Origin of the sequence: Caproicibacter sp. BJN0012 (assembly GCF_035986805.1) — a bacterium.
GTDB lineage: Bacteria > Bacillota > Clostridia > Oscillospirales > Acutalibacteraceae > Caproicibacter.
On the sequence record NZ_CP142518.1, the window covers coordinates 3226961 to 3249061 of the forward strand.

Annotated in this window: 22 protein-coding genes, 1 tRNA gene, 1 pseudogene and 1 riboswitch; of the genes and pseudogenes, 11 read left to right on the forward strand and 13 right to left on the reverse strand. The window is 55.8% G+C overall.

Translation table 11 applies throughout. The features are described from left to right. Positions 1-39: 39 nt before the first annotated feature. The 6 genes and pseudogenes from VA597_RS15875 (at position 40) to VA597_RS15900 (ending at position 4155) form a co-directional block, all read left to right on the forward strand. The gene (locus VA597_RS15875) at positions 40-309 is read left to right on the forward strand and encodes a hypothetical protein (protein WP_128742608.1); all 270 of its coding nucleotides are present in this window, start codon (positions 40-42) and stop codon (positions 307-309) included. 95 nt (positions 310-404) lie between these two features. Next, positions 405-496: riboswitch (cyclic di-GMP riboswitch) on the forward strand. 410 nt (positions 497-906) lie between these two features. Then, the gene (locus VA597_RS15880; protein ID WP_128742609.1) at positions 907-1356 is read left to right on the forward strand and encodes a sigma-70 family RNA polymerase sigma factor; all 450 of its coding nucleotides are present in this window, start codon (positions 907-909) and stop codon (positions 1354-1356) included. Positions 1357-1891: 535 nt separating this feature from the next. Next, positions 1892-2230, forward strand: a pseudogene (locus VA597_RS15885) (type II toxin-antitoxin system PemK/MazF family toxin); the annotation flags it as partial. 34 nt (positions 2231-2264) lie between these two features. Next, positions 2265-2597: a recombinase family protein gene (locus VA597_RS15890; RefSeq protein ID WP_212506657.1), complete on the forward strand. Its 333-nt coding sequence runs from the start codon at positions 2265-2267 to the stop codon at positions 2595-2597. Beyond that, complete coding sequence (locus VA597_RS15895) at positions 2594-2911, forward strand: helix-turn-helix domain-containing protein (protein ID WP_212506656.1); 318 nt, start codon at positions 2594-2596, stop codon at positions 2909-2911. The genes VA597_RS15890 and VA597_RS15895 overlap by 4 nt, the downstream gene beginning before the upstream one ends. Beyond that, positions 2908-4155: a tyrosine-type recombinase/integrase gene (locus VA597_RS15900; RefSeq protein WP_212506655.1), complete on the forward strand. Its 1248-nt coding sequence runs from the start codon at positions 2908-2910 to the stop codon at positions 4153-4155. Before VA597_RS15895 ends, VA597_RS15900 begins: the two co-directional genes overlap by 4 nt. Positions 4156-4340: 185 nt before the next feature. Here VA597_RS15900 and VA597_RS15905 read toward each other — a convergent pair. The 3 genes from VA597_RS15905 to VA597_RS15915 form a co-directional block, all read right to left on the reverse strand. Further along, positions 4341-4429: transfer RNA gene (locus VA597_RS15905), tRNA-Ser, on the reverse strand. Positions 4430-5126: 697 nt separating this feature from the next. Next, on the reverse strand, positions 5127-7361 hold the full coding sequence (locus tag VA597_RS15910) for a glycosyltransferase family 39 protein (protein WP_128743817.1): 2235 nt from the start codon (positions 7359-7361) through the stop codon (positions 5127-5129). 177 nt (positions 7362-7538) lie between these two features. Then, positions 7539-8624 carry a M20/M25/M40 family metallo-hydrolase gene (locus VA597_RS15915; protein ID WP_128743818.1) on the reverse strand — a complete coding sequence of 362 codons (1086 nt, stop codon included), beginning with the start codon at positions 8622-8624 and terminating at the stop codon, positions 7539-7541. An 855-nt stretch (positions 8625-9479) separates the two neighbouring features. Between VA597_RS15915 and VA597_RS15920 the strand changes: the two genes are divergently transcribed. The 3 genes from VA597_RS15920 to mscL all read left to right on the forward strand — a co-directional run bounded on the left by VA597_RS15920 (position 9480) and on the right by mscL (position 11622). After that, positions 9480-9821, forward strand: coding sequence for a DUF1292 domain-containing protein (locus VA597_RS15920; protein WP_128743819.1), 342 nt, complete (start codon positions 9480-9482; stop codon positions 9819-9821). A 343-nt stretch (positions 9822-10164) separates the two neighbouring features. Next, positions 10165-11040: a DegV family protein gene (locus VA597_RS15925; RefSeq protein WP_164919098.1), complete on the forward strand. Its 876-nt coding sequence runs from the start codon at positions 10165-10167 to the stop codon at positions 11038-11040. Positions 11041-11172: 132 nt separating this feature from the next. After that, positions 11173-11622, forward strand: coding sequence for a large conductance mechanosensitive channel protein MscL (mscL, locus tag VA597_RS15930; RefSeq protein ID WP_128743821.1), 450 nt, complete (start codon positions 11173-11175; stop codon positions 11620-11622). A 124-nt stretch (positions 11623-11746) separates the two neighbouring features. Here mscL and ruvX read toward each other — a convergent pair whose 3' ends face one another. The 7 genes from ruvX to VA597_RS15965 form a co-directional block, all read right to left on the reverse strand. Then, entirely contained in the window at positions 11747-12184 is a 438-nt protein-coding gene (gene ruvX / locus VA597_RS15935) for a Holliday junction resolvase RuvX (protein ID WP_128743822.1), read from the reverse strand. Then, positions 12181-12855: a histidine phosphatase family protein gene (locus VA597_RS15940; protein ID WP_128743823.1), complete on the reverse strand. Its 675-nt coding sequence runs from the start codon at positions 12853-12855 to the stop codon at positions 12181-12183. Before VA597_RS15940 ends, ruvX begins: the two co-directional genes overlap by 4 nt. A gap of 136 nt (positions 12856-12991) precedes the next feature. Further along, a complete protein-coding gene (locus VA597_RS15945; RefSeq protein WP_205703173.1) occupies positions 12992-13903 on the reverse strand; it encodes a dihydroorotate dehydrogenase in 912 nt (303 codons plus the stop codon). Between the two features lie 2 nt (positions 13904-13905). Next, entirely contained in the window at positions 13906-14673 is a 768-nt protein-coding gene (locus VA597_RS15950) for a dihydroorotate dehydrogenase electron transfer subunit (RefSeq protein ID WP_128743825.1), read from the reverse strand. Further along, positions 14670-15602, reverse strand: coding sequence for an orotidine-5'-phosphate decarboxylase (pyrF, locus tag VA597_RS15955; RefSeq protein ID WP_128743826.1), 933 nt, complete (start codon positions 15600-15602; stop codon positions 14670-14672). The genes VA597_RS15950 and pyrF overlap by 4 nt, the downstream gene beginning before the upstream one ends. A gap of 13 nt (positions 15603-15615) precedes the next feature. Next, entirely contained in the window at positions 15616-16893 is a 1278-nt protein-coding gene (locus tag VA597_RS15960) for a dihydroorotase (protein WP_326974865.1), read from the reverse strand. 39 nt (positions 16894-16932) lie between these two features. Beyond that, positions 16933-17697, reverse strand: coding sequence for a YdcF family protein (locus tag VA597_RS15965; protein ID WP_128743828.1), 765 nt, complete (start codon positions 17695-17697; stop codon positions 16933-16935). 324 nt (positions 17698-18021) lie between these two features. On the opposite strand from VA597_RS15965, the gene serC reads away from it, so the two are divergent. Then, entirely contained in the window at positions 18022-19107 is a 1086-nt protein-coding gene (gene serC, locus VA597_RS15970) for a 3-phosphoserine/phosphohydroxythreonine transaminase (protein ID WP_326974866.1), read from the forward strand. Between the two features lie 19 nt (positions 19108-19126). After that, complete coding sequence (locus tag VA597_RS15975) at positions 19127-20305, forward strand: phosphoglycerate dehydrogenase (RefSeq protein ID WP_128743830.1); 1179 nt, start codon at positions 19127-19129, stop codon at positions 20303-20305. 66 nt (positions 20306-20371) lie between these two features. Here the strand turns inward: VA597_RS15975 and VA597_RS15980 are convergent, their stop codons facing one another. The 3 genes from VA597_RS15980 to rplQ form a co-directional block, all read right to left on the reverse strand. Then, positions 20372-20536 carry a hypothetical protein gene (locus VA597_RS15980; RefSeq protein ID WP_164919099.1) on the reverse strand — a complete coding sequence of 55 codons (165 nt, stop codon included), beginning with the start codon at positions 20534-20536 and terminating at the stop codon, positions 20372-20374. A gap of 111 nt (positions 20537-20647) precedes the next feature. Then, the gene (locus VA597_RS15985) at positions 20648-21568 is read right to left on the reverse strand and encodes an N-acetylmuramoyl-L-alanine amidase (RefSeq protein WP_128743831.1); all 921 of its coding nucleotides are present in this window, start codon (positions 21566-21568) and stop codon (positions 20648-20650) included. A 162-nt stretch (positions 21569-21730) separates the two neighbouring features. Further along, positions 21731-22072 carry a 50S ribosomal protein L17 gene (gene rplQ, locus VA597_RS15990; RefSeq protein WP_128743832.1) on the reverse strand — a complete coding sequence of 114 codons (342 nt, stop codon included), beginning with the start codon at positions 22070-22072 and terminating at the stop codon, positions 21731-21733. Positions 22073-22101 lie beyond the last annotated feature (29 nt).

The window sequence follows — 22101 nt, forward strand, 5'->3', positions numbered from 1 at the left end:
TAAAGATATCATAAAATGATAGAACTGGAGAAATGAAAGATGAAAATTACAGAAGAAGCAAAATCCTTGATTCAGGCGGCATTTGATTCCAATGATTGTGACTGTTTAAAAGTATCACAGCAGCAATCCTGCTGCGGCACATCCTTGCAATTTGAACTGATCAAATTGCAAGCAGGCGAGAAGTCCGTCTCCATTGACGGGGTCCCTGTTATGATGGATGACCAGACTCAAACAAGGACAGAGGCTGTGACACTTGCAGCTGAAAATGGCGAGCTGACCATTCAGGACGATCAGTCATGCTGCTGTTGATGGAAACAGTAATATGGAATCCCCCCATTCCCTGCAAATCACGTGCGCCTATCATACGGAAGCACAAGCCGAAAGATGTTAAAACAACAAAATAGTCAAACCAAGGGCAAACCCATTTAACGATGGGGACGCAAAGCCATAGGGTCTAAAGTGCGTAAAAGCGCGCTATGACAGCCTGGCTGCCGGAAGTCGCACTTGAAAGCTTGCCCTTTTTACGGGCAGGCTTTCATTGTTTTTATAGCTTCTGACGGATAATTTGAACAAAGATCATTCATGGCTCTGCTATGTCCCTTGGTGAAAGGGGAACCCATGAGTATTCTTTACTTCTTCCTTTTCCGGAGGTTGAAATAAAGACGGCGAATCCCGTACACACTCGCCTCCATTAACTGAATATATTCAAAAATCAGCACTTTGCCGTCCCGGGCAAAGTGCTGATTTTTTATTTTCGACAACAAAAGCCCCGCCTCGACCGCTAAAGAACAGTTTCGATTTTAAGCTCTTTTCTTTTTGTAGAAGCGTGTCGAATCGACATTGCCGATCCCCTCCGCTTGTTCTTCATTTCCGGATTTCAACAATCACGAAATGGAGGACAAGCTTATGGCAAAGTATCGGAGAAAAACAAATTACCGGGATAAATATCCCGATGTAAGCAAAGAAATTATCGAGGTTCTGGAGAAAAGCGACCGCCTGATGGAATACCAGCAGTACGACATCAAAGTCGAACGGTGCAGGATTGATTATGGCAGTGGGACCGTTACATACATTCCAAGCCGGGAGGACTCCTACGAGCGGCTTCTGGAGGAAAACAGACAGTTTGTCACCGAGATTGAAAGTGTTGAGGATGCCGCGATCAAGACGGTGCTGATCGGGAAAATGCTGGCCTGCCTCAAACATCTCGCCCCGGAAGAACAGGAGTTGATCACCGCTCTCTTTTTTATGGATAAGAGCGAGCGCCAGCTATCCAGAGAAACCGGGATCGCGCAGCGGACAATTCACGATAGAAAGGTAAAAATCCTGGCGGAATTAAAAAAACTTATGGGAAAATAAAAATTTATCCGCTCAACCCCCTCACTCAACGTGGAAATAAGTGAGGGGGTTTTACTCTTCCCTCATTGCTCTTTGAAAATTTCATATCCGGCAGCATAAATACATGATCTGTCCGGCCGTGATGAGCGGCAGCGACATTGACGGGCGCGCCAAGACTACCTGCGGATGGGTGACAGACATCCGTTGAACCGATGGCATCGAAGGCGACGAGCGGCAAAGCCCGGTTATAAAGCAGCCCGTGGTGGGTTGTTTCGCAATGAAACGGACAGTGCTAACGCTACTTCCGTCCAGCCACAGCCCCGCCTGAAAGCGGGATCACGCAATGGGGGCGGCTCGGTGAGAACCACGGAGAGGTGAAATCCCTATGGTGTTTGCTTAACCGGCAAACCATTTATGTTGCCGCCCTCGCTTCGGGAAGCAGTGCCGAATAGAAGCGTCCAATCGATAAAATGAAGAACAAGCTTTATATAGATTTGAGGGACAGCCATGTCAAAATGGCTGTCCCTTGTTACATACAGTGGCGGAGGTGCTCGGCATGAATGTGAGCAGAGGCGATATTTTCTATGCGGATTTGACGCCGGTAGTGGGCTGTGAGCAGGGCGGCGTCCGCCCCACCCTGATTATTCAGAATGACATTGGCAACCGATACAGCCCCACCGTAATCGTTGCAGCCATCACCAGCCGCATGGAAAAGAATCCTTTGCCTACCCACGTACCGTTGACGGGAGAGCAAATCGGACTCCGGCAGAATTCAGTCGTAATGCTGGAGCAAATTCGCACCATTGACCGCTCCCGCCTGCGCGCGTATCTGGGGCATGTTGGCAGCGAGTGCCTTCGGAATGTTGACGAGGCCCTGGGCGTCAGCCTGGGCCTTTTTATCAAACAAGCTGAGATAAAGGAGGAGCAGTATGAAACGAGCATGGCTTTATTGCCGTATAGACGCGCCGGAGGATCGAAACGGCGCACTGAAAAAGCAGGAAAAACAGCTTTATGATTTTGCGGAACAGCTGGGATATCAAATTGCCGGAGCAAGCGTTGATCTTGATCAGAATACTGAATTGGAGAAGCTGATACAGGCAGCCGCCATGGGACGTTTTGACATTCTCCTTGTCGACAGCCTGTTTCATATTCATCGCGACCGCCGTCAGGCGCTTGCCTGTGTGCGTGAATTTCAAAGTCTTGAGATTGAAGTTTTTTCTCCTTTGGAAGTTTATATCTCCGCAGGGGAGGGTTCGAAATGATTGCCGTTTCTGAACGAGTCTACCTCTCCATGTTCAAGGATGAGCCGGAAGTTCTCACCGTTCCCGAGGCCGCCAAACTGCTGCGAATCGGTATTAATCAAACCTATCGCTTAGCACGGAACGGCCAATTGGGAAGCATCCGGATCACCAACAAGGTGCTGGTTCCCAAGCTGTCCGTTGTGGCGTTTCTGGTCGAAAATAACCCGTGCAGGTTTGTACCGTTTGACACCTGGCTTTCTCCGTCCGAGTGTGGTATTGTGTGTACTGCCGACGGCAGTACCGGAGAAAATCACGTGAAAGGAGAACGGAAATGAAACGAATTACAGGCCGTTTGGCCACGAAAAATCAGAAATGGTACGCCGTATTAAATTTGTATGACACAGAAGGAGTCCGCAAGCAAAGATGGGTCAGTCTTGACCTAGAGGACAAGCGCGGCACGAAAACGGAAGCCAATCACCGGCTCGCCGAGGTGTTGGCGCAGTACAACGTCGGGGATTTATACCTTCAGGAAAACATGACCCACGCGGAACGGGAACGCAACCGGATCGCCAATATGTTGGTGGAAAATTATCTTCCGGAATGGCTGGAGCAGCACAAGCCCAATATTTCAAGCTCCACCTACCTGAATTACAAGAGAATGATCAACGGAAGGATGACAGCTTTTTTCAAGCCGATGAAGCTCAAGGTAAAGGAGGTCACCGGCGACGAAATCAACGCCTACTACACGACGATCCGCTCCGACGGGCTGAAGGGCACGACGGCACAGCGCCACCACGCCATGCTGCACAGGGCTTTCCAGCAGGCGGTAAAGCGGCGCATCATTCCCACCAATCCCTGCCTGCAAGCGGACAGGCCCAAATCCGTGCCGTTCATTGGCAGCTACTACAACGCCGAGGAACTGAAGGAGCTTCTGAACTGCGTCGAGGGGGACCCGATCCGCTTGGTCATTATGCTAGCGGCCTACTACGGCCTGCGCCGCAGCGAGGTGCTGGGGCTGAAATGGTCGGCGGTAGATTTTACCGCCAAGACGGTCAGCATCCGGCACAAGATTCTGGAGGAGGAAACCAAAAGCGGCGTTGTGCTCAAGGGCTACGATGTGATGAAAACAAAATCCTCCTACCGCACCCTTCCGCTGATCCCTCACATTGAGGAGGAGCTTCTGGCGGAGCAGGCAAGACAGGAGGAAATGCGAAAAGTCATGCGCGGCGTTTACGACAAAAAATATTCGGAGTACATATGCGTGGACGCGCTGGGCGGCCTGATTACCCCGCAGTATGTCAGCAGTCATTTCCAAGTCATTCTGAAAGAAAACGGGCTTCGGAAAATCCGCTTCCACGATTTGCGGCACAGCTGCGCCTCGCTCCTGCTGGCAAACAATATCCCCATGAAAATGATCCAGGACTGGCTGGGGCACTCCGACATGGCGACCACCGCCAACATCTACTCGCACATCGACAGCTCCAGCAAGCTGACCAGCGCAAACATGATTGAAGAGGTGCTTGGAGTGACCGAGGAAGAGGAAAATCCAGAGAGTCGCAAGGGCAAAAATCCGGAATAAATTCTCCGCAAATTCGAACCCTCGCAACGTGCTTATAACGCAGGAGACTTTTCCATCTTGCAATTTTCTTGCAGGAAAGCCGCAAACCCGCTTGCTCCAATTTCCTCGCAAGTGGGGGAAGCAATGCAAAAGTTGGCATAAAAACGTCCTAAAAGACCAGAAAAGCCGGACTTTTAGGACGATTGTGGCGGAGAGGATGGGATTCGAACCCATGTGACGTTGCCGTCAAACTGATTTCGAGTCAGCCCCGTTATGACCACTTCGATACCTCTCCATGTATTTTCAACCGATTGCTCGGTGAAAAGGCGATATTCAGTTGATTGCAAAATTGCAAGAAAACTGCAAGATGAAAATTAAAACTACTGTAAAACCAGAGCCGCAAACCCGCATGAATACAGGCTTTGTCGAACCTGTCCCATCGCTGACCACACGCGATTTCGAGTCAGGCCCGTTATGACCACTTCGATACGCTTCCATATTCAATTTTACCCCGCTTTTCAGGGTGGCACAGGCGTTAGAAACGTGTTAGAATAGAACCGTGGATTCCTGAGTATTGCGGCTCGGAAACCCAGCAAACACGGGCATCTGCGGAATTTGGCCACGGATTTGGACAAGCCCGTTTCGAGTGCGGCCCGTTATGACCACTTCGATACGCTTCCGATTAAATTATTTCAAAGGATTAACGACCAGCGCATAAGCTCAATTGCAACACAAAGAATACCAAAGAATTCAGGAATCAGGGATTTTCTAAGCAATGAGCTATTGGGTCCACTACGACTTCCTGCAATTGCTTTGGTAGGCCCTATAGCACCTCCCAAATGTGCTTTTTTATTGTACCGGTAAACGTAAAAAAAGTCAAGGGTTTTCCCCGAAAGCAGTCGGTTATAGGAGCATTTGTCTCAGCTCATATCTGACAAGCCTCAAGAACCAAACTGAAAAGGCGCAAAAAGCGCGCCTTTTCAGTTTGGGACTTATGAAGCATTTTGATAAGCAGACAGATCATAAAGCGTTTGGGAGCCGCCGGTCACCAGACCCGAATCAGAGGAAGAACTCCACACGCTGGAATCCACTGCCGTGCCGTGTTGCTCGACCCATTGGGTCACTTCGTCAGAGGAATTTCCGCCCATGCCTCCCCTCCCTCCAACCATGTAATATTTCAACTCACCCGATTTCACCATCTGCTCCAGTTTTTCCACGGTCAGAGACCGGTTGGTCCCACTGAACCCCCCCACCGCCATGACCGGCTTGCCGGTGGCTAAAATAATCGGTTCCGCTTCACTGGCACTCGATACCGCAAGCAGATATTTCTCTCCCGTATTATTCTTTTCAAGAAATGTAATTAGAGCTGAATCGGAGGAAGTACCGGACCGATTCCCGAAGTTTCCGCCGTCCTGCCGGCCGGTTTCCACATTGCCGCTTTCGGTTCTGTCGCCATCAGACGGCATGTCCCGATTACCGCCCGCCTGTCCGAACATCGACGTTTCCTCCGCGGAAGGGCCGGCGGAGGGAATGGAAGAATTGATGTTTCCCCACAGCGCGGAGTATCCCGTCCACACCGCCGGCGCAATCAGAAGCCCGGCAAAGCCGACGACAACGCATGCCAGCGCCAGTTTGCCGCCCGGATTTTTTTTGAAGAAGCGCAGAAGGAGCAGGAAAACAGCCGGTATTCCCGCTGCCACACAGATTAAAGGAATCAAAATTTTTGAATAGCCTGAATAGGACTGAAGCATTACAGCCTGAACGGCAGCCGTCGAAACAAAGGACGCCGGAAGCAGATAACCCGACGGGCCGCCGCTGCGGTAAAGCCTCCACAGTTCGGTCGCGCCGATGCCGGCCAGAGCGGCGAGATACGGTGCCATGGCTGAAATATAATAAGGGTGGAAGAACTGTGCCACACTGAAATAGCCGACCATCGTCACGACGGAACCTCCCCAGAGCAGAACCCCGCGCAGCAGCTTCCGGCGCCGTTCTTCATCGGCGCCGCGCATCCCGATCAGCATCGCCAGAACGGAGAACAGGCCGAACGGGAGAAGCCAGCTGTCCTGCCCGCCAAGGGTGGTGTTGAACATGCGCAGAATCCCGGCGCTTCCACCGCCGTTGAACATATTTCCCCCGCCCCCGTTGCCTCCGGGGCCTCCGGGAAAGCCGTCTGTTCCACCCTGCCCGAAAGTTCTTCCGTCATCCCTCTGGGTATCCCCGTCCGCACGTGATTCCGAACCGCTTACGCTGTCCGAACTCGAACCCGACGACAGTGATGACGTCTGCCCGCTGTCCTGAGTCCCAACTGGTCCATCACCCTCCAGCCAGCCCTGCATGCCGCCGTCGGGCACGCTGTTCTCCTCGTCCGTTTCGGCCTGTCCCGGCATCCCGGAGCGGTTTCCGCCGAATGTGCCGCCCGACTGTCCCGTGATCCTCTGGATCCCGTTATAGCTGAGGGCAAGCTCCAGTTCGGAATTATTCGAGCTGTTGTCCACATAAGGCCGCTCGCTCGCCGGAGTCAGGTCTACGATCACGGACCAAGACAGGGACACCGTCAATAGGACGAGCGCCGCCACTGCGAGATGCCATATCCGCTTTCTCCACCTGAGGCTCGTGCCGAAAAAGTAAACGGCGTAAAGGGCCGGAAGGATCAGGAACGCCTCCAATGTTTTGGCATTATAAGCGATTCCCAGGAAAACCATGGACAAAATCAAATAGCGGAGCTGCCCCCGGTCTGAAGCCGCCACCATGGCCCACGCGGAAAGCGCCATGAAGAAAATCAGCACCGAATCGGTGTTGTTGGTTTTGCTGATCACAATGAAAATCGGCGAGAGCGCAAGCACCAGCGCGGAGATGAGGCCGGCAGCAGTGCCGAAATGGCGTTTGACGGCGCAATAGACAATCGCAACCGTCGCCACCGCGGCCAGGCACTGCGGCAGAATGATGCTCCAGCCGTAAAATCCGAACACCTTCGCAAAGGCGGTCTGCACCCACAAAGAAACGGGGGGTTTGTCCACCGTGATCCATCCGCCGGGATCCAGCGAAGCAAAGAAAAAATTTTTCCAGCCGGTCAGCATGCTTTTCACGCTGGCGGCGTAAAACTCATTGCTGTAACCGAGATTCCAGATATGATAAACGGACAGGAAGGCCGCCAGAAACAGAATCAGGGTCAGCGCGGCCGCTTCACGATATTTTCTGATGATCCTCACGTTTTGCATTTTCAGCATTTCAAATTCACCCTGTCTTTACTTTTTTGTAGGATACCCCTTGTTTATGAAGGCAGGATGAATGGTTCATTAGGAGGTGATGAAAGAATGCGGGCAATCTTTTCCAGGCGTTCCGCCAGCCATGCAAAGCTGGGCGTCAACGGCTCGGGCCGCCGGGCGGAAGCCAAAACAAACCGGTCAGCCGAATCGGGCAAGGGCAGAAAACAGGGCGAGCGCGGACGGGAGGATCCGGTCGTTGAACTCGTAACACTCTGTATGGAGCTGAGGCCAATCCCGACCCGCGCCGATTCCCACCATAACCGCCCTTGCACCGGAACCGTAATATCCGAAATCCTCCGACCAGCGGAAAGGCTCCGAGATCTCGTCACAGTCCAACCCGGCTCTGAGGCTGACTCCCTTCAACCGCTCCAGGGTTTCGCCATCGTTTATCGTCGCGGGAAAAACATCGCAGAAAGAATCGGATTCTTCCACCCCGTCCGGCGCCGCTTCCGCTCGGGCGCTCTGCCGGATGGAAGCAATCAGCCGATCCAAGTCGTCCTCCAGCCACGCCCGGAGCGTAAGCCAAACCTCCGCCGTGCCGGCGGCGGAGCCGAAAGCCTTTTCACCGATTTTCGCACCGATCAGGGTTGCCATCGTCAGCCCCTTGTAACGAACCGGCTCTGTAATCGAGGGCAGAGCGCTTAGGAAACGGGCCGCGGCAAATCCAGGATTGCGTCCGTTTTCCGGATAAGCGGCGTGGGACGGCCTGCCGGCAAAAGACAGGGTCATCCCTCTGGAAGCGCACGCGAAGGTGCCGCGGCGCAGCAGCACGGTCCCCTCCTCCCATCCGGGAATATTATGGAAGGCATAAATCCGATCGATCCCGTATTTTGAAAGAGCCCGGCAGCAGACCTTTCCTCCGGCGCCGGTCTCTTCCGCATGCTGAAAGAGGAGAACGATGTTCCGCCCCAGCTTTTTGTGTTCGAGAAAAAGGCCCAGCCCGGCCAGAGCCGCGCAGTGTCCGTCATGCCCGCAAAGGTGGGCGCTGCCGCCCCGGAACGGCAGCGCGTCCATATCCGCCCGGAAAGCGACGGTTTCAGCGGCGCCCGGTTCCTCGTGAACGGCGCAGAACCACGCCCCCTCATCCTCCAGTCTCAGGGAAGTATGGGCGCGCAGAAATTTCATCAGAAACGCTTTCGTTCTCTTTTCGCTGCCGGATGGTTCGGCAAGGCGGTGCAGGCCGCTCCTGAGCGCCAGCACCATTCCAATGATCTGTTGTTCCAATCGTACGCCTCCGGATCAGACTGTATTCGACGAAAAATCGCCTTTCCCGATTATATTCCAGCCCTGCGGAGGATTCAATAGATTGCCGCAAGAAAATGACCGCGGTTTCCCCCATAATGGAAAAGCGCGGCGGAAACCATTCCACCGCGCCGCAATTCGATAAAATCAGCCGGGCCTCCGGCGGAAAACCGCCGAAGGCCCAAACGATAAACTGTGTCAACTGTTTCATTTTCCGCCCCGGCAAAGACCGATTCTCCAGAAATCAGCTGCCGCGGTAAAAACTCCCCAAATCAATACATCGGAATCACCTTTGCCGTTTCCTCCGGTCTGTTCGCCGCCCGCGTTTCATCCTCTGAACCGCCCTGAAAAATCTGTTCCGGAAGAACTGGCTTCATTCGAAGCCGGGATTCAGCTTTCAAAGGGATTTGCAGCGTGCCGGCCAAACAAAATCTTCTGCAACAGGCCGTCTCGCACCTCATTCCTTTCTCTGTTTTTACTCTTTTGCGGATGCATCCGTCCAACAAACGTCAATTGCCTTTCGCCGGTCCTCTTCCCTGTCCATTGGACTCACTCCCTTCAGCGAAAAAGTCCGTTTTCATCCCGATGCCAGTCTCTGTTTTCCATCTTCCGCAGCGGCCGCCGCTCGGGAAAACTGCATCGTCCTTTCTATCGTCCCTTTTCCTTACGGCTTTATTATAAGGGCAAATATGGTATAAGTCAATAGTTTCAATTAAAATAAAAATATTTTTTAGTATATTTTTGTTGCATATAATTTTCCTGTTGACTTGCGGGTCCTTACAGCGTAGAATAGTAACGACAGCAAAGACGGAAATGAATCTTAAGGAGAGTACCTCGATGCAAGATGAATTCGGCCCTGATATTCTGACTTTGGTTGACGACGAAGGCAACGAGCATGAATTTGAAGTCTTGGACGTCATCGACAACGACGACGGGTGCTTTTACGCCCTGCTCCCCGTTCTCAGCAGCCCTCAGGACAAGGTCGACGCAGAGGGGACCTATTACATCTTCGAGTCAATCGAGGAAAACGGAGAACAGCAACTGGCCGAAGTGGAAGACGAAGCCCTGCTTGACCGGCTGGCAGAACAGTTCGAGAACCGGTTTGAAGAGCTGTATGGCGACGAAGACGAGGACTCCGACGATGTTCCGCCGGAAGAGGAAGACAATATCGAAGATTGATTTTTTTCGCTGGCATCCTGCCTGGTGCGCGGATTTGTGCAGAAATAACCCTACAATATTGAATCGGGAGCATCGGCTCCGGCGGCGGACTTCAGACCTCCCGGCATTTGCCGGACGAAGGGAGTGCGAAACCGTCGGGCGGGCACCCACCTGCTACGAGTAGCAGGTTATTCAACACAGTACGGCCAGGCGGGTCTTTATATTTTTAACGGTTTGTCCCTGATTTCAGGGGCTTTTTTTATTGGCCGCTACAGTTTCGCGGATTTGTCGATGGACAATCCGGGCAAAAAAAAGTATAATCAGGATGATATCATACTCTTGGCTGAAGATTAGGAGGCGTAGTATGGCGGATTATGTGATTGCGGCGGCCTCCACCGCCGACCTTCCGAGGGAGTTTTTCGAGGAGCATGATGTGCCGCTGATCAGCTATTCCTTTATGCTGGGCGACAAAATCTGTGAGGACGACTGCAGGGAAAAATCCCGGGAGGAAATGTACAGGCAGATGCGGCAGGGAGCCATTCTCACCACGTCGATGATCAACGTTCTGACTTACTATGAGTTTTTCAAAAAGCTTATGGATACTGGAAAAGACGTTATTTTCCTCGATATGTCGCGCGAGCTTTCTCACTCGTATGTCACAGCCGGGGAAGCTGCGGAGAGAATCCGGAAAGAATATCCGAACCGGCGCTTTTATCAGATGGATACGCGCTGCGTATCCGGCGGGCTGGGCCTGCTCGTCATCAATCTGGTGCGTCTGCGCGACGAGGGAAAAAGCTTTGACGAAGTGATTGCTTGGGGAGAGGCGAACAAGCTGAAAATCATCCACCGCTTCACAGTCGACGACCTGAATTACCTCAAGCGCGGCGGCCGCGTTTCCAACGCATCCGCGCTGGTCGGTTCGCTGCTTTCCATCAAGCCCGTCCTGTATGTATCGGACGAGGGAAAGCTTGTCGTCGCTTCAAAGGTGCGCGGCCGGAAAGCCGCTCTGCTCACCATTCTGAACCGGATGAAAGAAGACCTCGTTTCCCCCGACGGTCAGGAAATACATATTCTCCACGCCGACTGTCTGGCGGATGCGGAACTCATGCGCGACAAAATCCTGGAAACTTTCCCCACGGTTGGAAAAGTCGTTATCACCAGCCTGGGCGTCGTCATCGGCGCTCACTGCGGGCCGGGCCTTTTCACCATCTTCTATTTCGGGGATAAACGCTGCCCGTAAAGCTAGACAGGGCAGCCGCCCCTTCGCTGCGAAAGGCCATCCTTTCGCAGTTTTTTGTTCTCTCCGCCGGGCCCCCGGCACCGGGAAGGTCCGGATGGAAAAGCCCAAAAAACACGAAAGGGATGAAGCATCATGCTGAAAGAATTTAAAGAATTTATCTCCCGCGGCAACGTGATGGACCTGGCGATCGGCGTCATGATCGGCGCGGCGTTTTCCTCCATCGTTTCGTCCGTGGTAAACGATCTGATCACGCCTGTGATCGGCGCCGTTTTTGGAAAAATCGATTTTTCCAATCTGTACCTTGTCCTGGACGGGAAAAGCTTCCCGTCGCTGTCCGCCGCCAAAGAAGCGGGCGCTCCCGTGCTTGCCTACGGCAGTTTTCTGACGGCGGTGATCAACTTCCTGATCATCGCGTTCTGCGTCTTTCTGCTGAGCAAAGCCATCAACCGCCTCGTCCACCGGAACGAAGCGGACCAGGCGGAAGAAACGGTCGCGCAGACGAAGATCTGCCCGTTCTGCAAAACGGAAATCCCCAGGGACGCGACCCGCTGCCCGAACTGCACGTCCGAGCTGGCGGACTGAGCCTGTGTGCATGCCCGCCGTTCCGCATCCGGCGAAAGGACATGCTTTGGAAAGCGAAAGCCGCGCCCGGTAAAAGCAATTCAGCTGCGGCAAAAACGGAAGGGTTCCCGGCCCCCTTGGGGCATCAGGAAAGCCTTCCGTTTTTTTGCCGGTTGCGGCGGTAGCTGAGATAGTCCTGCAGGATAACCGTCGCCGCGACGGCATCGATGACCGCTTTTCGTTTCTTCCCGCGCGTGTCGGTATCGTTGAGATACCCGTGCGCGGTGATTGTCGTGCCCCGCTCGTCCCACAAGACGACCGGAAGGACGCTCAGCGTTTTCAGATGCTCCGCGAAAGCGCGCGCGTTTTGCGCGCTCTCTCCTTCCGAACCGTCCATATTCCGCGGCAGCCCGACGACAATGCGACCTGCGGAAAGGGCTTTTGCCTCTTCGGCCACCATATCGGCCAGACGGTCCCAGTTTCGTTCCGCAATGGCGCGAACGGGCGAGGCGAGAACCTCGTCTTCATCGCAGACGGCGAGGCCCGTGCGCGCCTTTCCAAGGTCCACGGCAAGAATCCTCACGGTGCGATCGCCTCCGCGCCTGAAAGATCCTCTCCGTTCTTTCGGTAAACGGAATATTCCCGCGGAAGATGGGAGGCATCGTTCATCGTGACGACCTTCGCCTGCAGGCTGTCATCAAAATCCACCACACTGACCGCCGTATTGTCGCACCAGCCGATTTCTCCCACCCGATCCAGCGGCCGGCCGAGCGCGCGGCACAGGAAATTGCGGATCGCACATCCGTGGGAAACAATGCAGACCATCTTTCCGCGGTTTGCCCCGGCAATGTCAACGGCTGCCGCCCAGACGCGGTCGTATACCTCTTTCATCGATTCGCCGCGCTCCGCCTGGAATTTTTCCGGAGATTCGTTCCAGATTTTTACCATCAGGGCATCTTCCCGTTCGATTTCTTCCCAGGAACGTCCCTCCCACGCGCCGACGTCGATCTCGGACAGGCGGGGATCGATCTGAATCGGAAGGTCATGATACTGATTGATGGCCTGGGCCGTTTTAAACGCGCGTTTGAGCGGGCTGGAGTAGACCGTCGCGAACGGCTCGTTGCGCAGGCGCAGCGCGATCAGTTCCAGCTGGACCGCGCTGTTCCCGCTGACGTCGCAGTCCGTGCGCCCCTGCAGGACGCCCTTGGTGTTGCCTTCCGCCTCGCAGTGGCGGACAAAGATCAGCCTTGTCAATTTCTTTTTCCCTCCGATTTTTTCTTTCGCTCGCAGTACGGGGGATTTCCCGGCCTGTGATGATGTTTTCTGCACGCTTCGCAGTCGCCGTGCCGTCCGCATTTGACCTTCGGGCACGGACAGGCTCCGTTTCTCTCTACCATGGCCTCACCTTCCCGGTCAGTTCCGCAGCTGATTTCAGATGATTCTCTTCCAGATAGGCTTCCAGGCCCGCGAGGATTTTGACCGGCGCATAGGGGTCGGAAAACAGGACGGTGCCGATCTGCACGGCCGACGCGCCGGCCAGCAGCATTTCGACGGCGTCCCGCCAGGTGGTGATCCCGCCGAGGCCGACGATGGGGATCTTCACGCGGGAACTCGCCTGCCAGACCATCCGCAGCGCGACCGGAAGCAGCGCCGGGCCGGAAAGCCCGCCCGTGTTGTTCCGAAGAACCGGACGGCGGGTTTGAAGGTCGATGCGCATGCCGGTCAGGGTGTTGATCATGGAAAGCGCATCCGCGCCCGCGTTCTCCACCGCAGCCGCGATTTCCCCAATATCCGCCACATTCGGGGAGAGCTTAACCATCAGCGGCTTTTTACAAAACCTCCGGACCGCTGCCGTGACCGCCGCCGCGCTTTCGCAGGACGTCCCGAACGCCGCGCCGCCCTGCTTCACATTCGGGCAGGAGATATTCAGTTCGATCATGTCCACATCCGAATCGGAAAGGCGCTCCGCCATTTTACAGTAATCCCGCGGCGTGTTCCCGGCGATATTCGCGATGACCGCCGTTCCCTGCTTTCTCAGCCAAGGCAGGTCTTCCCGGATAAAACGCTCCACGCCCGGATTCTGCAGCCCGACGGAATTGAGCATCCCGCCCGGCGTCTCGGCGATGCGCGGCGGCGGATTGCCGGGGCGCTCCTCCAGCGTGAGGCCCTTGCAGGAAATGCCGCCCAGCGTGGAAAGCGGGTAGAATTCCGCGAATTCCTTTCCGAAGCCAAAAGTCCCGGAGGCGGCGATCAGCGGATTTTGAAGCGGTACGCCCGCAAGGTTGAGTTTTAAATCCGCCATGCTCATTCCTCCCATACGACGGTCCGCGCGTCGAACACGGGGCCGTCCTTGCACACATGCCCGTAGTACGGCCCGTTTCCGCCGCGCAGCCTGACCGCGCAGCCGAGGCATGCTCCGATGCCGCAGGCCATGCGCTCCTCCATCGAAACATAGCACGGAACGCCGCGCCGCGCCGCGGCTCCGGCGGCCGCGCGGAGCATCGGTTTCGGCCCGCAGGCAAAGACTACGTCGAATTCAATGTCATCCATCAGGTCGGCGACAAGCCCGTGATACCCAAACGAGCCGTCGTCGGTAGCGACGCGCACCTGACAGCCAAGCGATTCAAAATCCTCCCTTAAAGTCACCGCGTTTCGGCTGCGGAAGCCTGCCGCCAGCACCGCGCGCGCTCCGAACGGCTTTGCGGCTTCAAGCAGCGGCGGAACGCCGATCCCCCCGCCGACAAACAGCGCCCTGCGGGACGGATCGCCCAAATCGAAGCCGTTTCCAAGCGGCGCGAGCAGGTTGACCGTTTCTCCCGGATTCAGGAGCGACAAAAGCCGCGTTCCGTCTCCGCGGATCTGAAAGACAAAGCGGAGCGTCCCGTCTTCCCGGCTGATCTCACAGATTGAAATAGGACGGCGCAGTGTTTTTCCCGGCACCTGAAACTGTGCGAACTGGCCCGGGCGGGCGATCCGCGCCGCTTCCGGGCAGAAAACGGTCAGATCGAAGATACCGGGCGCAAGCTCCGCCTTTTTCAAAACGGCGCAGTCCGCCGTGTCATAGCGCTTCACAGGCGGATCCTCCCGATCCCTTTCAGAATCGCGTCCCGCATAGTCTCGGCTTCCTGAGCGGCCGCCTTTGCATAGTCTTCCGGCGCAACGTTCCTCTTCTGCCAGGCGCAGAGAATGGAGCGGGAGGCATTCACCACCGCTCCGAGGCCGTTTTGGTCAAACGCAGGCGCAACGTCCCCGGCGCCGCCGCCCTGCGCCCCATAGCCCGGGACCAGAAAGAACGTATGGGTCAGCATGTTTCGCAGCTCGCCGAGCTGTTCCGGCCAGGTCGCGCCGACCACCGCGCCGACGCCGGTGTAGCCGTACTTGCCGGGCAAATCTTTTCCCCATTCCTCGCAATATTGCCCCATCGTTTCATAGAGAGGCTCGCCGCCCTCGAACAGCTGGTTCTGCAGCTCGTCGGAAGACCGGTTGGAGGTTTTTACCAGGACAAAGATTCCCTTGTCCTCCTCGCGGCAGACATTGATCAGCGGCGAGATCCCGTCCGATCCGAGGTATCCGTTGACCGTCAGCGCATCGCCGCCGAACGCTTCCGCCGTTTCCCCGGCAAGATCGGTTCTGCCCAGATGCGCCGCCGCATAGGCCTGCATGGTGCTTCCAATATCGTTGCGTTTACCGTCCGTGATGACGAACAGGCCTTTTTCCTTCGCATACGCGATGGTATCGTGCAGGGCCTTTACTCCCTGCCAGCCGTACATTTCATAATACGCGCACTGCGGCTTGACGGCGGGCACGATGCCGCACAGCGCGTCGATCAGGCCCTTGTTGAATTCCAGAATCGCGGCGGCGGCCCCGTCCAGCGTCTTCCCGTATTGCCCAAATGCTTTTTCCTTGATAAAATCGGGGATATAGTCGAGTTTCGGGTCAAGTCCCGCCACCGTGGGGTTCTGTTTTTGCGCGATTGCTTCGATCAGCCGGTCCAGAGCCATAGTCGAATCCTCCTTATTCCTCCTGTTGATAGACGATCTTCCCGCTGAGCAGGGTCATCCGGACCCTGCCGGTCAGTTTCATCCCTTTGAAAACCGCGTTGCGGCTTTTCCCGTGCAGCTTTGCAGGTTCCACCGTCCACGTTTCATTCGGGTCAAACAGCACAAGATCCGCCGGGGAGCCCGGCGCCAGTGTTCCGCCGGGAACGCCGAGCAGCCGCGCGGGCGTGCAGGACATGAGTCCGATGAGCTGCGCAAGAGTTAAAATCCCCGGCAGAACCAGAAATGTGACGCCCGCCGCCAGGCTGGTCTCCATGCCGATCACGCCGCTCGGCGCGGCGAGAAAATCGGTCTTCTCCTCCGGTGTGTGCGGCGCGTGGTCGGTCGCGATGACGTCGATCGTGCCGTCCCGCAGCCCCTCGGCGACGGCCGCCCGGTCCTCCTCCGCGCGCAGCGGAGGGTTCATGCGGTAATCCGCGTCGCGGCGCAGCAGCTCGCGCTCCGTCAGAGCAAAATAATGCGGGGCGGTCTCACAGGTCACGGGAACGCCCCTGCGCTTTGCATCCCGGATCATCCCGACGGAGGTTTTCGTGCTGACATGGCAGATGTGTACCGGCAAACGGTATGCCTCCGCCAGAGACAGTTCCCGCGCGGTGCCGCAGTCCTCCGCGGCGGCGGGGATTCCGGGGACGCCAAGGGCGCGGGACACCTCCCCCTCGTTCAGCTTGCCTCCCGCGGCGAGCGAAAGGTCCTCGCAGTGAGACGTGACAAAGAGGCCGAGTTCCGCCGCCCCCTGCATCGCACGGGCCATCAGCGCGGAGTCCGCCACCGGCCTGCCGTCGTCGCTGACGGCCCTTGCTCCGGTCTCCCTTAGTTTCCTCAGATCGGTCGGCTCCGCGCCGGAAAGCCCCTTGGTGATTGCTCCGGCGGCATAGACGCGGGCGTCCGCGCCTTCCGTCCTTTGCAGGAGGCTACTTACTGTCTCCGCATTATCGAGCGCGGGCCGCGTGTTCGGCATGCAGAGCAGGCTGGTCACCCCGCCCGCCGCCGCCGCGCGGCAGCCGGAAAGCACGTCCTCTTTTTCGGTGAAGCCGGGGTCGCGCAGATGGACGTGCAGATCGATCAGGCCCGGCGCGGCCACAAGGCCGGAAGCGTCGATCACCCGCGCGTCCTCACAGGCAACGGCCCCGCCGATCCGTTCAATCTGACCGTCGCAAACCAGCAAATCCCCTGTTTCATCCGTCCCATGGGACGGGTCCAGGATTCGGGCACCCCGAAGCAACAGTTTTTCCAAATGATTCCCTCCGTCCGGTGATAAAAAACAGGCTCCGCCTTACGGCAGGAGCAGATAGGCGGACAGCGCCAGCAATTCCCGCGCCCAGCAGGCCGAGAAGATATACCACGGAGTCCGGGCGGGAGCCGCATAGGCCGCCGCGCCGCACCCGCGCGCGATTGATCGGGCGCGGTATTCATGATATTCGTCGGTCACGATCGCCAGTGTGCGGTTCAGGCCGTTTTGATCGATAATTTTCAGGGCGTTCCCGATATTCTCCCGTGTGGAAGTCGACCGGTCCTCCAAATAGAGGCGCGAGGGATCGACTCCAAGGCTGACAAGCCCTTCCCGGATCACTTCGGCCTCCGTGCGGTTTTCACCGCGGCCCCGTCCGCCGCAGGCAACGCAGGCGGCCTTCGGATGCGCGTTCAGATAATCCGCCGCCGCTTCGATGCGCACCCGCAGATCGGCGCTCGGAACGTCGCCGCTCACCTTGCTGCCGAGCACCAGCACCGTCGCCGTTTCCGGCGGGGCGGCCGCCGCGCCGGAAATCATCAGGCCGGTCAGCACCGCGGCCCACGCAAGGCCCGCGCAGAACAGAACCAGAACCGCCTTCGCCGTGTTCCGGGCCGCTCTGCTCCGTTTACAGACGGCACGGATCCTGCCGGAAAGCAGGACACAAAACAGAATCAGCAGGCATACTGTGATACCAAAAACATTGCCGATATTCAGCACGTTCCAGTGAATCGGTCCAAGAAACCAGAAAAGGCCCAGAACGGACAGAATTCCAAGGACCCAAAGCGCGGCGCGTCTGAATTTTCCCAATGGGATCACCTCCCGGTTATTATAGCATAAAACTATGCCGCTTCAAACATACGTACCGAAAAAAGCATATACCATTTGTATATTCATAAACTTATATTGCAAAATGTTCCTTCTTTCTTCAAAAAACGGTGAATTCTTCTTTCTTCTGCCTGTAATGGTGTTTCACTTTACATTGGAAAATTAATTAAAAATTAAAAAAATTAGACATCTTTTTTAAAAAATTATCGCTTTAGCAATGCAATTCGATGCTTGCCTTTTCCAGCCTGGCGCATTATAATTAATAATTATGGCAAGGCTGTAAAAATATACAATTGGAGGTTCATCATGAAACGTGTTTACAACTTTTCCGCGGGCCCGTCCATGCTTCCGGAAGCCGTACTCCGCCGCGCGGCGGACGAAATGCTCGATTACAAGGGCTGCGGCCAGTCCGTCATGGAGATGTCCCATCGATCTAGCGAGTACGAGGGGATCATCAATTCCGCGGAGAGCTTGCTTCGCGAAGTAATGGGAATTCCATGCAGCTATAAGGTTCTGTTCCTGCAGGGCGGCGCCGCCACACAGTTCGCGATGGTGCCGCTGAATCTGATGAACAAAAACAAAAAAGCGGATTTCGTCGTAACCGGGCAATGGGCGACAAAGGCGTGGAAAGAGGCTTCCCGTTATGGGGAGACCAAGGTGATTGCCTCTTCCAAGGACAAAACCTTCACGTACATCCCGGAACTGGACCCCTCCTCGTTTTCCAGGGACGCCGATTATTTTCATATCTGCATGAACAATACGATCTACGGCACAACCTACCAGGACCTGCCCCAGACCGGTGACATTCCTCTGGTGGCGGACGTTTCCTCCTGTATTCTGAGCGCTCCGCTCGACGTTTCCAGATTCGGGCTTCTTTACGCCGGCGCGCAGAAAAACATGGGTATTGCGGGTCTGACCACCGTCATCATCCGTGAGGACCTGATCGGCAGCGCGATGGAGATCACGCCGACCATGCTGGATTATAAGACGCACGCCGACAACGGTTCCATGTACAATACCCCTCCGTGCTATTCCATCTATATCTGCATGCTGGTGCTCGACTGGCTGAAAAACACCGTCGGCGGGCTTTCCGAAATGGAAAAGATCAATCGGAAGAAGGCCGGAATCCTCTACGATTTTCTCGATCATTCCAGACTGTTCCACGGCACGGTCGTCCCGAAGGACCGCTCGCTGATGAATGTTCCTTTCGTCACGGGAAATGCCGAAACGGACGCGAAATTTGTCTCCGAGGCGAAGGCGGAAGGCTTTGTGAACCTGAAGGGACACCGCACGGTCGGCGGGATGCGCGCATCCATCTACAACGCCATGCCGGTCGAGGGCGTGGAAAAGCTGGTTGCCTTCATGGCCGAATTCGAACGGAAAAATGCTTGATGAACGGAGGATTCAACCCATGTACCATATCAAATGCCTGAATAAAATCTCGCCCGTCGGAATCAGCCGTTTCGGCGAAGGCTATGCCTGCTCGGAGGGCATGGAAAACCCGGAGGCGGTCCTGGTCCGCTCCGCTTCCATGCTTGAAACGGAACTGCCGGAAAACCTGCTGGCCATCGCCCGCGCCGGAGCGGGAGTCAACAACATCCCGATCGACCGGTGCAGCGAGCGGGGCATCGTCGTCTTCAACACCCCGGGCGCGAACGCGAACGCGGTCAAGGAGCTGGTGATTGCCGGCCTCCTGATGTCTTCGCGCAAAATCGTATCGGGAATCGAATGGGCCAAAACGCTGAAGGGCCGCGGCGAGGAGGTCGGCAAGCTGGTCGAAAAAGGCAAAGGGCAGTTCTCCGGTCCTGAAATCAGCGGAAAAACGCTCGGCGTCATCGGCCTCGGAGCCATCGGGATCCTGGTCGCGAACGCGGCGCATTCGCTCGGAATGGAGGTCCTCGGCTACGACCCGTATCTCTCGGTCGACGCCGCGTGGGGTCTGTCCCGTGCGGTCCGGCACGCGCGGTCTCTGGACGATATCTTCGCGGAAAGCGACTATATCACGATCCACGTGCCGCTGCTGCCGGACACCAGGGAAATGATCAACGCGGAAGCCATTGCGAAGATGAAGGACGGCGTCCATCTTTTGAATTACGCGCGCGGCGGGCTGTTCAGCCGGCCGGACGTGCTGGCGGCGGTCAAATCCGGAAAAGTTGCCACTTATGCGACCGACTTCCCCGACGACAGCCTGATCGGCGTCCCTAACGTGCTTGTCACCCCGCACCTCGGCGCTTCCACTCCCGAATCGGAGGACAACTGCGCGCGCATGGCGGCAAACGAGCTGATCAACTACCTGGAGGATGGGAACATCTGCAATTCCGTCAACCTGCCGAACGTTTCGATGCCGCGCAACGGCTACACCCGCATCTGCTTGTTCCACAAAAACGTGCCGAATGTCATCAGCAAGCTCTCCGGCATTCTGGCGAACGCCAATATCAATATCGAGAACATGCAAAGCAAGGCGAAGAAGGAATATGCTTATGTGATCCTTGACGTAACCGGCGAAATTTCCGGGGACACGGCGGCGCACCTGGAGCAGCTCCCGGAGATCGTCCGCGCGCGCGTTATCCCGCCAAAGAACAAATCATGATCTGCTTATGATTCGAAAGGCCGCTTCCCGGCTGGGGAAGCGGCCTTCTGTCTCTTTCCGGATCTTTCAGCCGCAATGGCGGACCTTCGTCTGCAGCCGGTGAACCAGGCGGCTCATAAAGTTGAAAAGCAGGCAGGCCAGGAGGTAGGCAACGTGAAAAAATGCGGCAATCGTCATAATAACAAGAAAGAGGACCCCGCCAAGCCTCAGCGCGTCAATGAAAACTCCCATCACAAACCATTCCCCTTTTAATTTACGATATCTTTGTCCTCTTCGTTTTACAACAGCGGAATCAACAAAATTTTCAATCCAAATCGTGCAAGTAAATCGGATGTCAGGGCCTCAGGTTACCGTAACCAGGCATTTGGCCGTCAGGCCGTTATCCGTTCTCGCCTCGATGGTGGTGCATCCCCTCGCCACGCCGAGGACCGTCCCGCTTTGGACCACCGCCACCTGGGAGTTGTAGGAACTCCACGAGGTCCGGTTCTGATAAACATTGGTATTGATCAGCGTCACAATGGAATTCAATTCACAGGTTTTACCGGCCTTCACATTCACGGAAGCCCGGTCCATCTCAACGGCAACCGGCACATACGCATTCATTGCAACGCAGGTCGCAAGGCTCTGCGCGATGGCGTTCGTACTGCTCTCAATCCACTGAACGTCGCTCGGATTGTCGTGATAGGCTGTTTCAATCAGGCAGTGCGGCATGGACGGCATGGACATCTCCCACAAAGCGTCGTTCGTATCGAGGCTGACCGCGCTTTTGTCAGGATAAATAAAATTTCCCTTGACCAGATTGGCGAAACGCAGGCTCTGCGCATCCCCGGTCGGATAAAAGATTGTTGTCCCGTTCGTCTTGGGCCCTCCGTCTTTTGCATTGGAATGAATGGCCAGATAGAGATCGCATTTTGCCGCGGAGGCTTGCTTTGCGCGGTTCACAATCGTATTCCTCTGGTTGGAGCGGCCGCCGGTCTGTGCCGCCGCCAGAACCGATTCGATCCCATAGGCGTTCAGGCAGGGCACCATTGCCTCCGCGACCTGCCGCATGTGGTATTCCTCGCTGCCGGAACCGTCGCAGTAGGGGTTCCACGTCTGGCAGGAAGGGCTGAGATAGACGCGGTAGGTATGGGCGGTATAGACGGGCCGCGCCGTAAAAATCCCCGTTGTGCTTTTTGCCTCTGCCTTGCCGGTACCGGAACCTAAAATTACCGCGCCGGCGAAAATGAGTGACAAGGCTGTTTTCCATTTCCCGGTCTTCATCCAATCCCCTGTCTTTCCAAAATTTGCTTCCTTTACATCTTACCCTGAATTAAATTGAAATTGTTTCTTGTTTCGCAAAATAAAAGGCATAAAAAAAGTCGCCCCCAGGTTATATCCCGGAAAGCGACTGACAAATTCCCTTCGTTTTACCGCAAAGAGAACTTATAGAAGTTCGATGATTGCCATTTCGGCCGCATCCCCGCGGCGGGGTCCGATTTTGGTAATGCGCGTATATCCGCCGTTGCGGTCCGCGTATTTCGGTGCGATTTCCGTGAACAGCTTGTGCGCGACGTCTTCCTTCGTCACAAAGCCGCCAATCAGGCGTTTATGGGCAAGCGTGTCTTCTTTTGCAACGGTGATCATTTTTTCCGCCAGGGAACGGACTTCCTTGGCGCGGGTCACCGTCGTTTCGATTTTTCCTTTTTCCAAAAGAAAGGTTACCATCGCCCTGAGCATGGCCGTTCTGTGGTCGGTGGTCCTTCCGAGCTTTCTGGTACCGGGCATCGAACTATCACTCCTTTACCTTAGGTTCC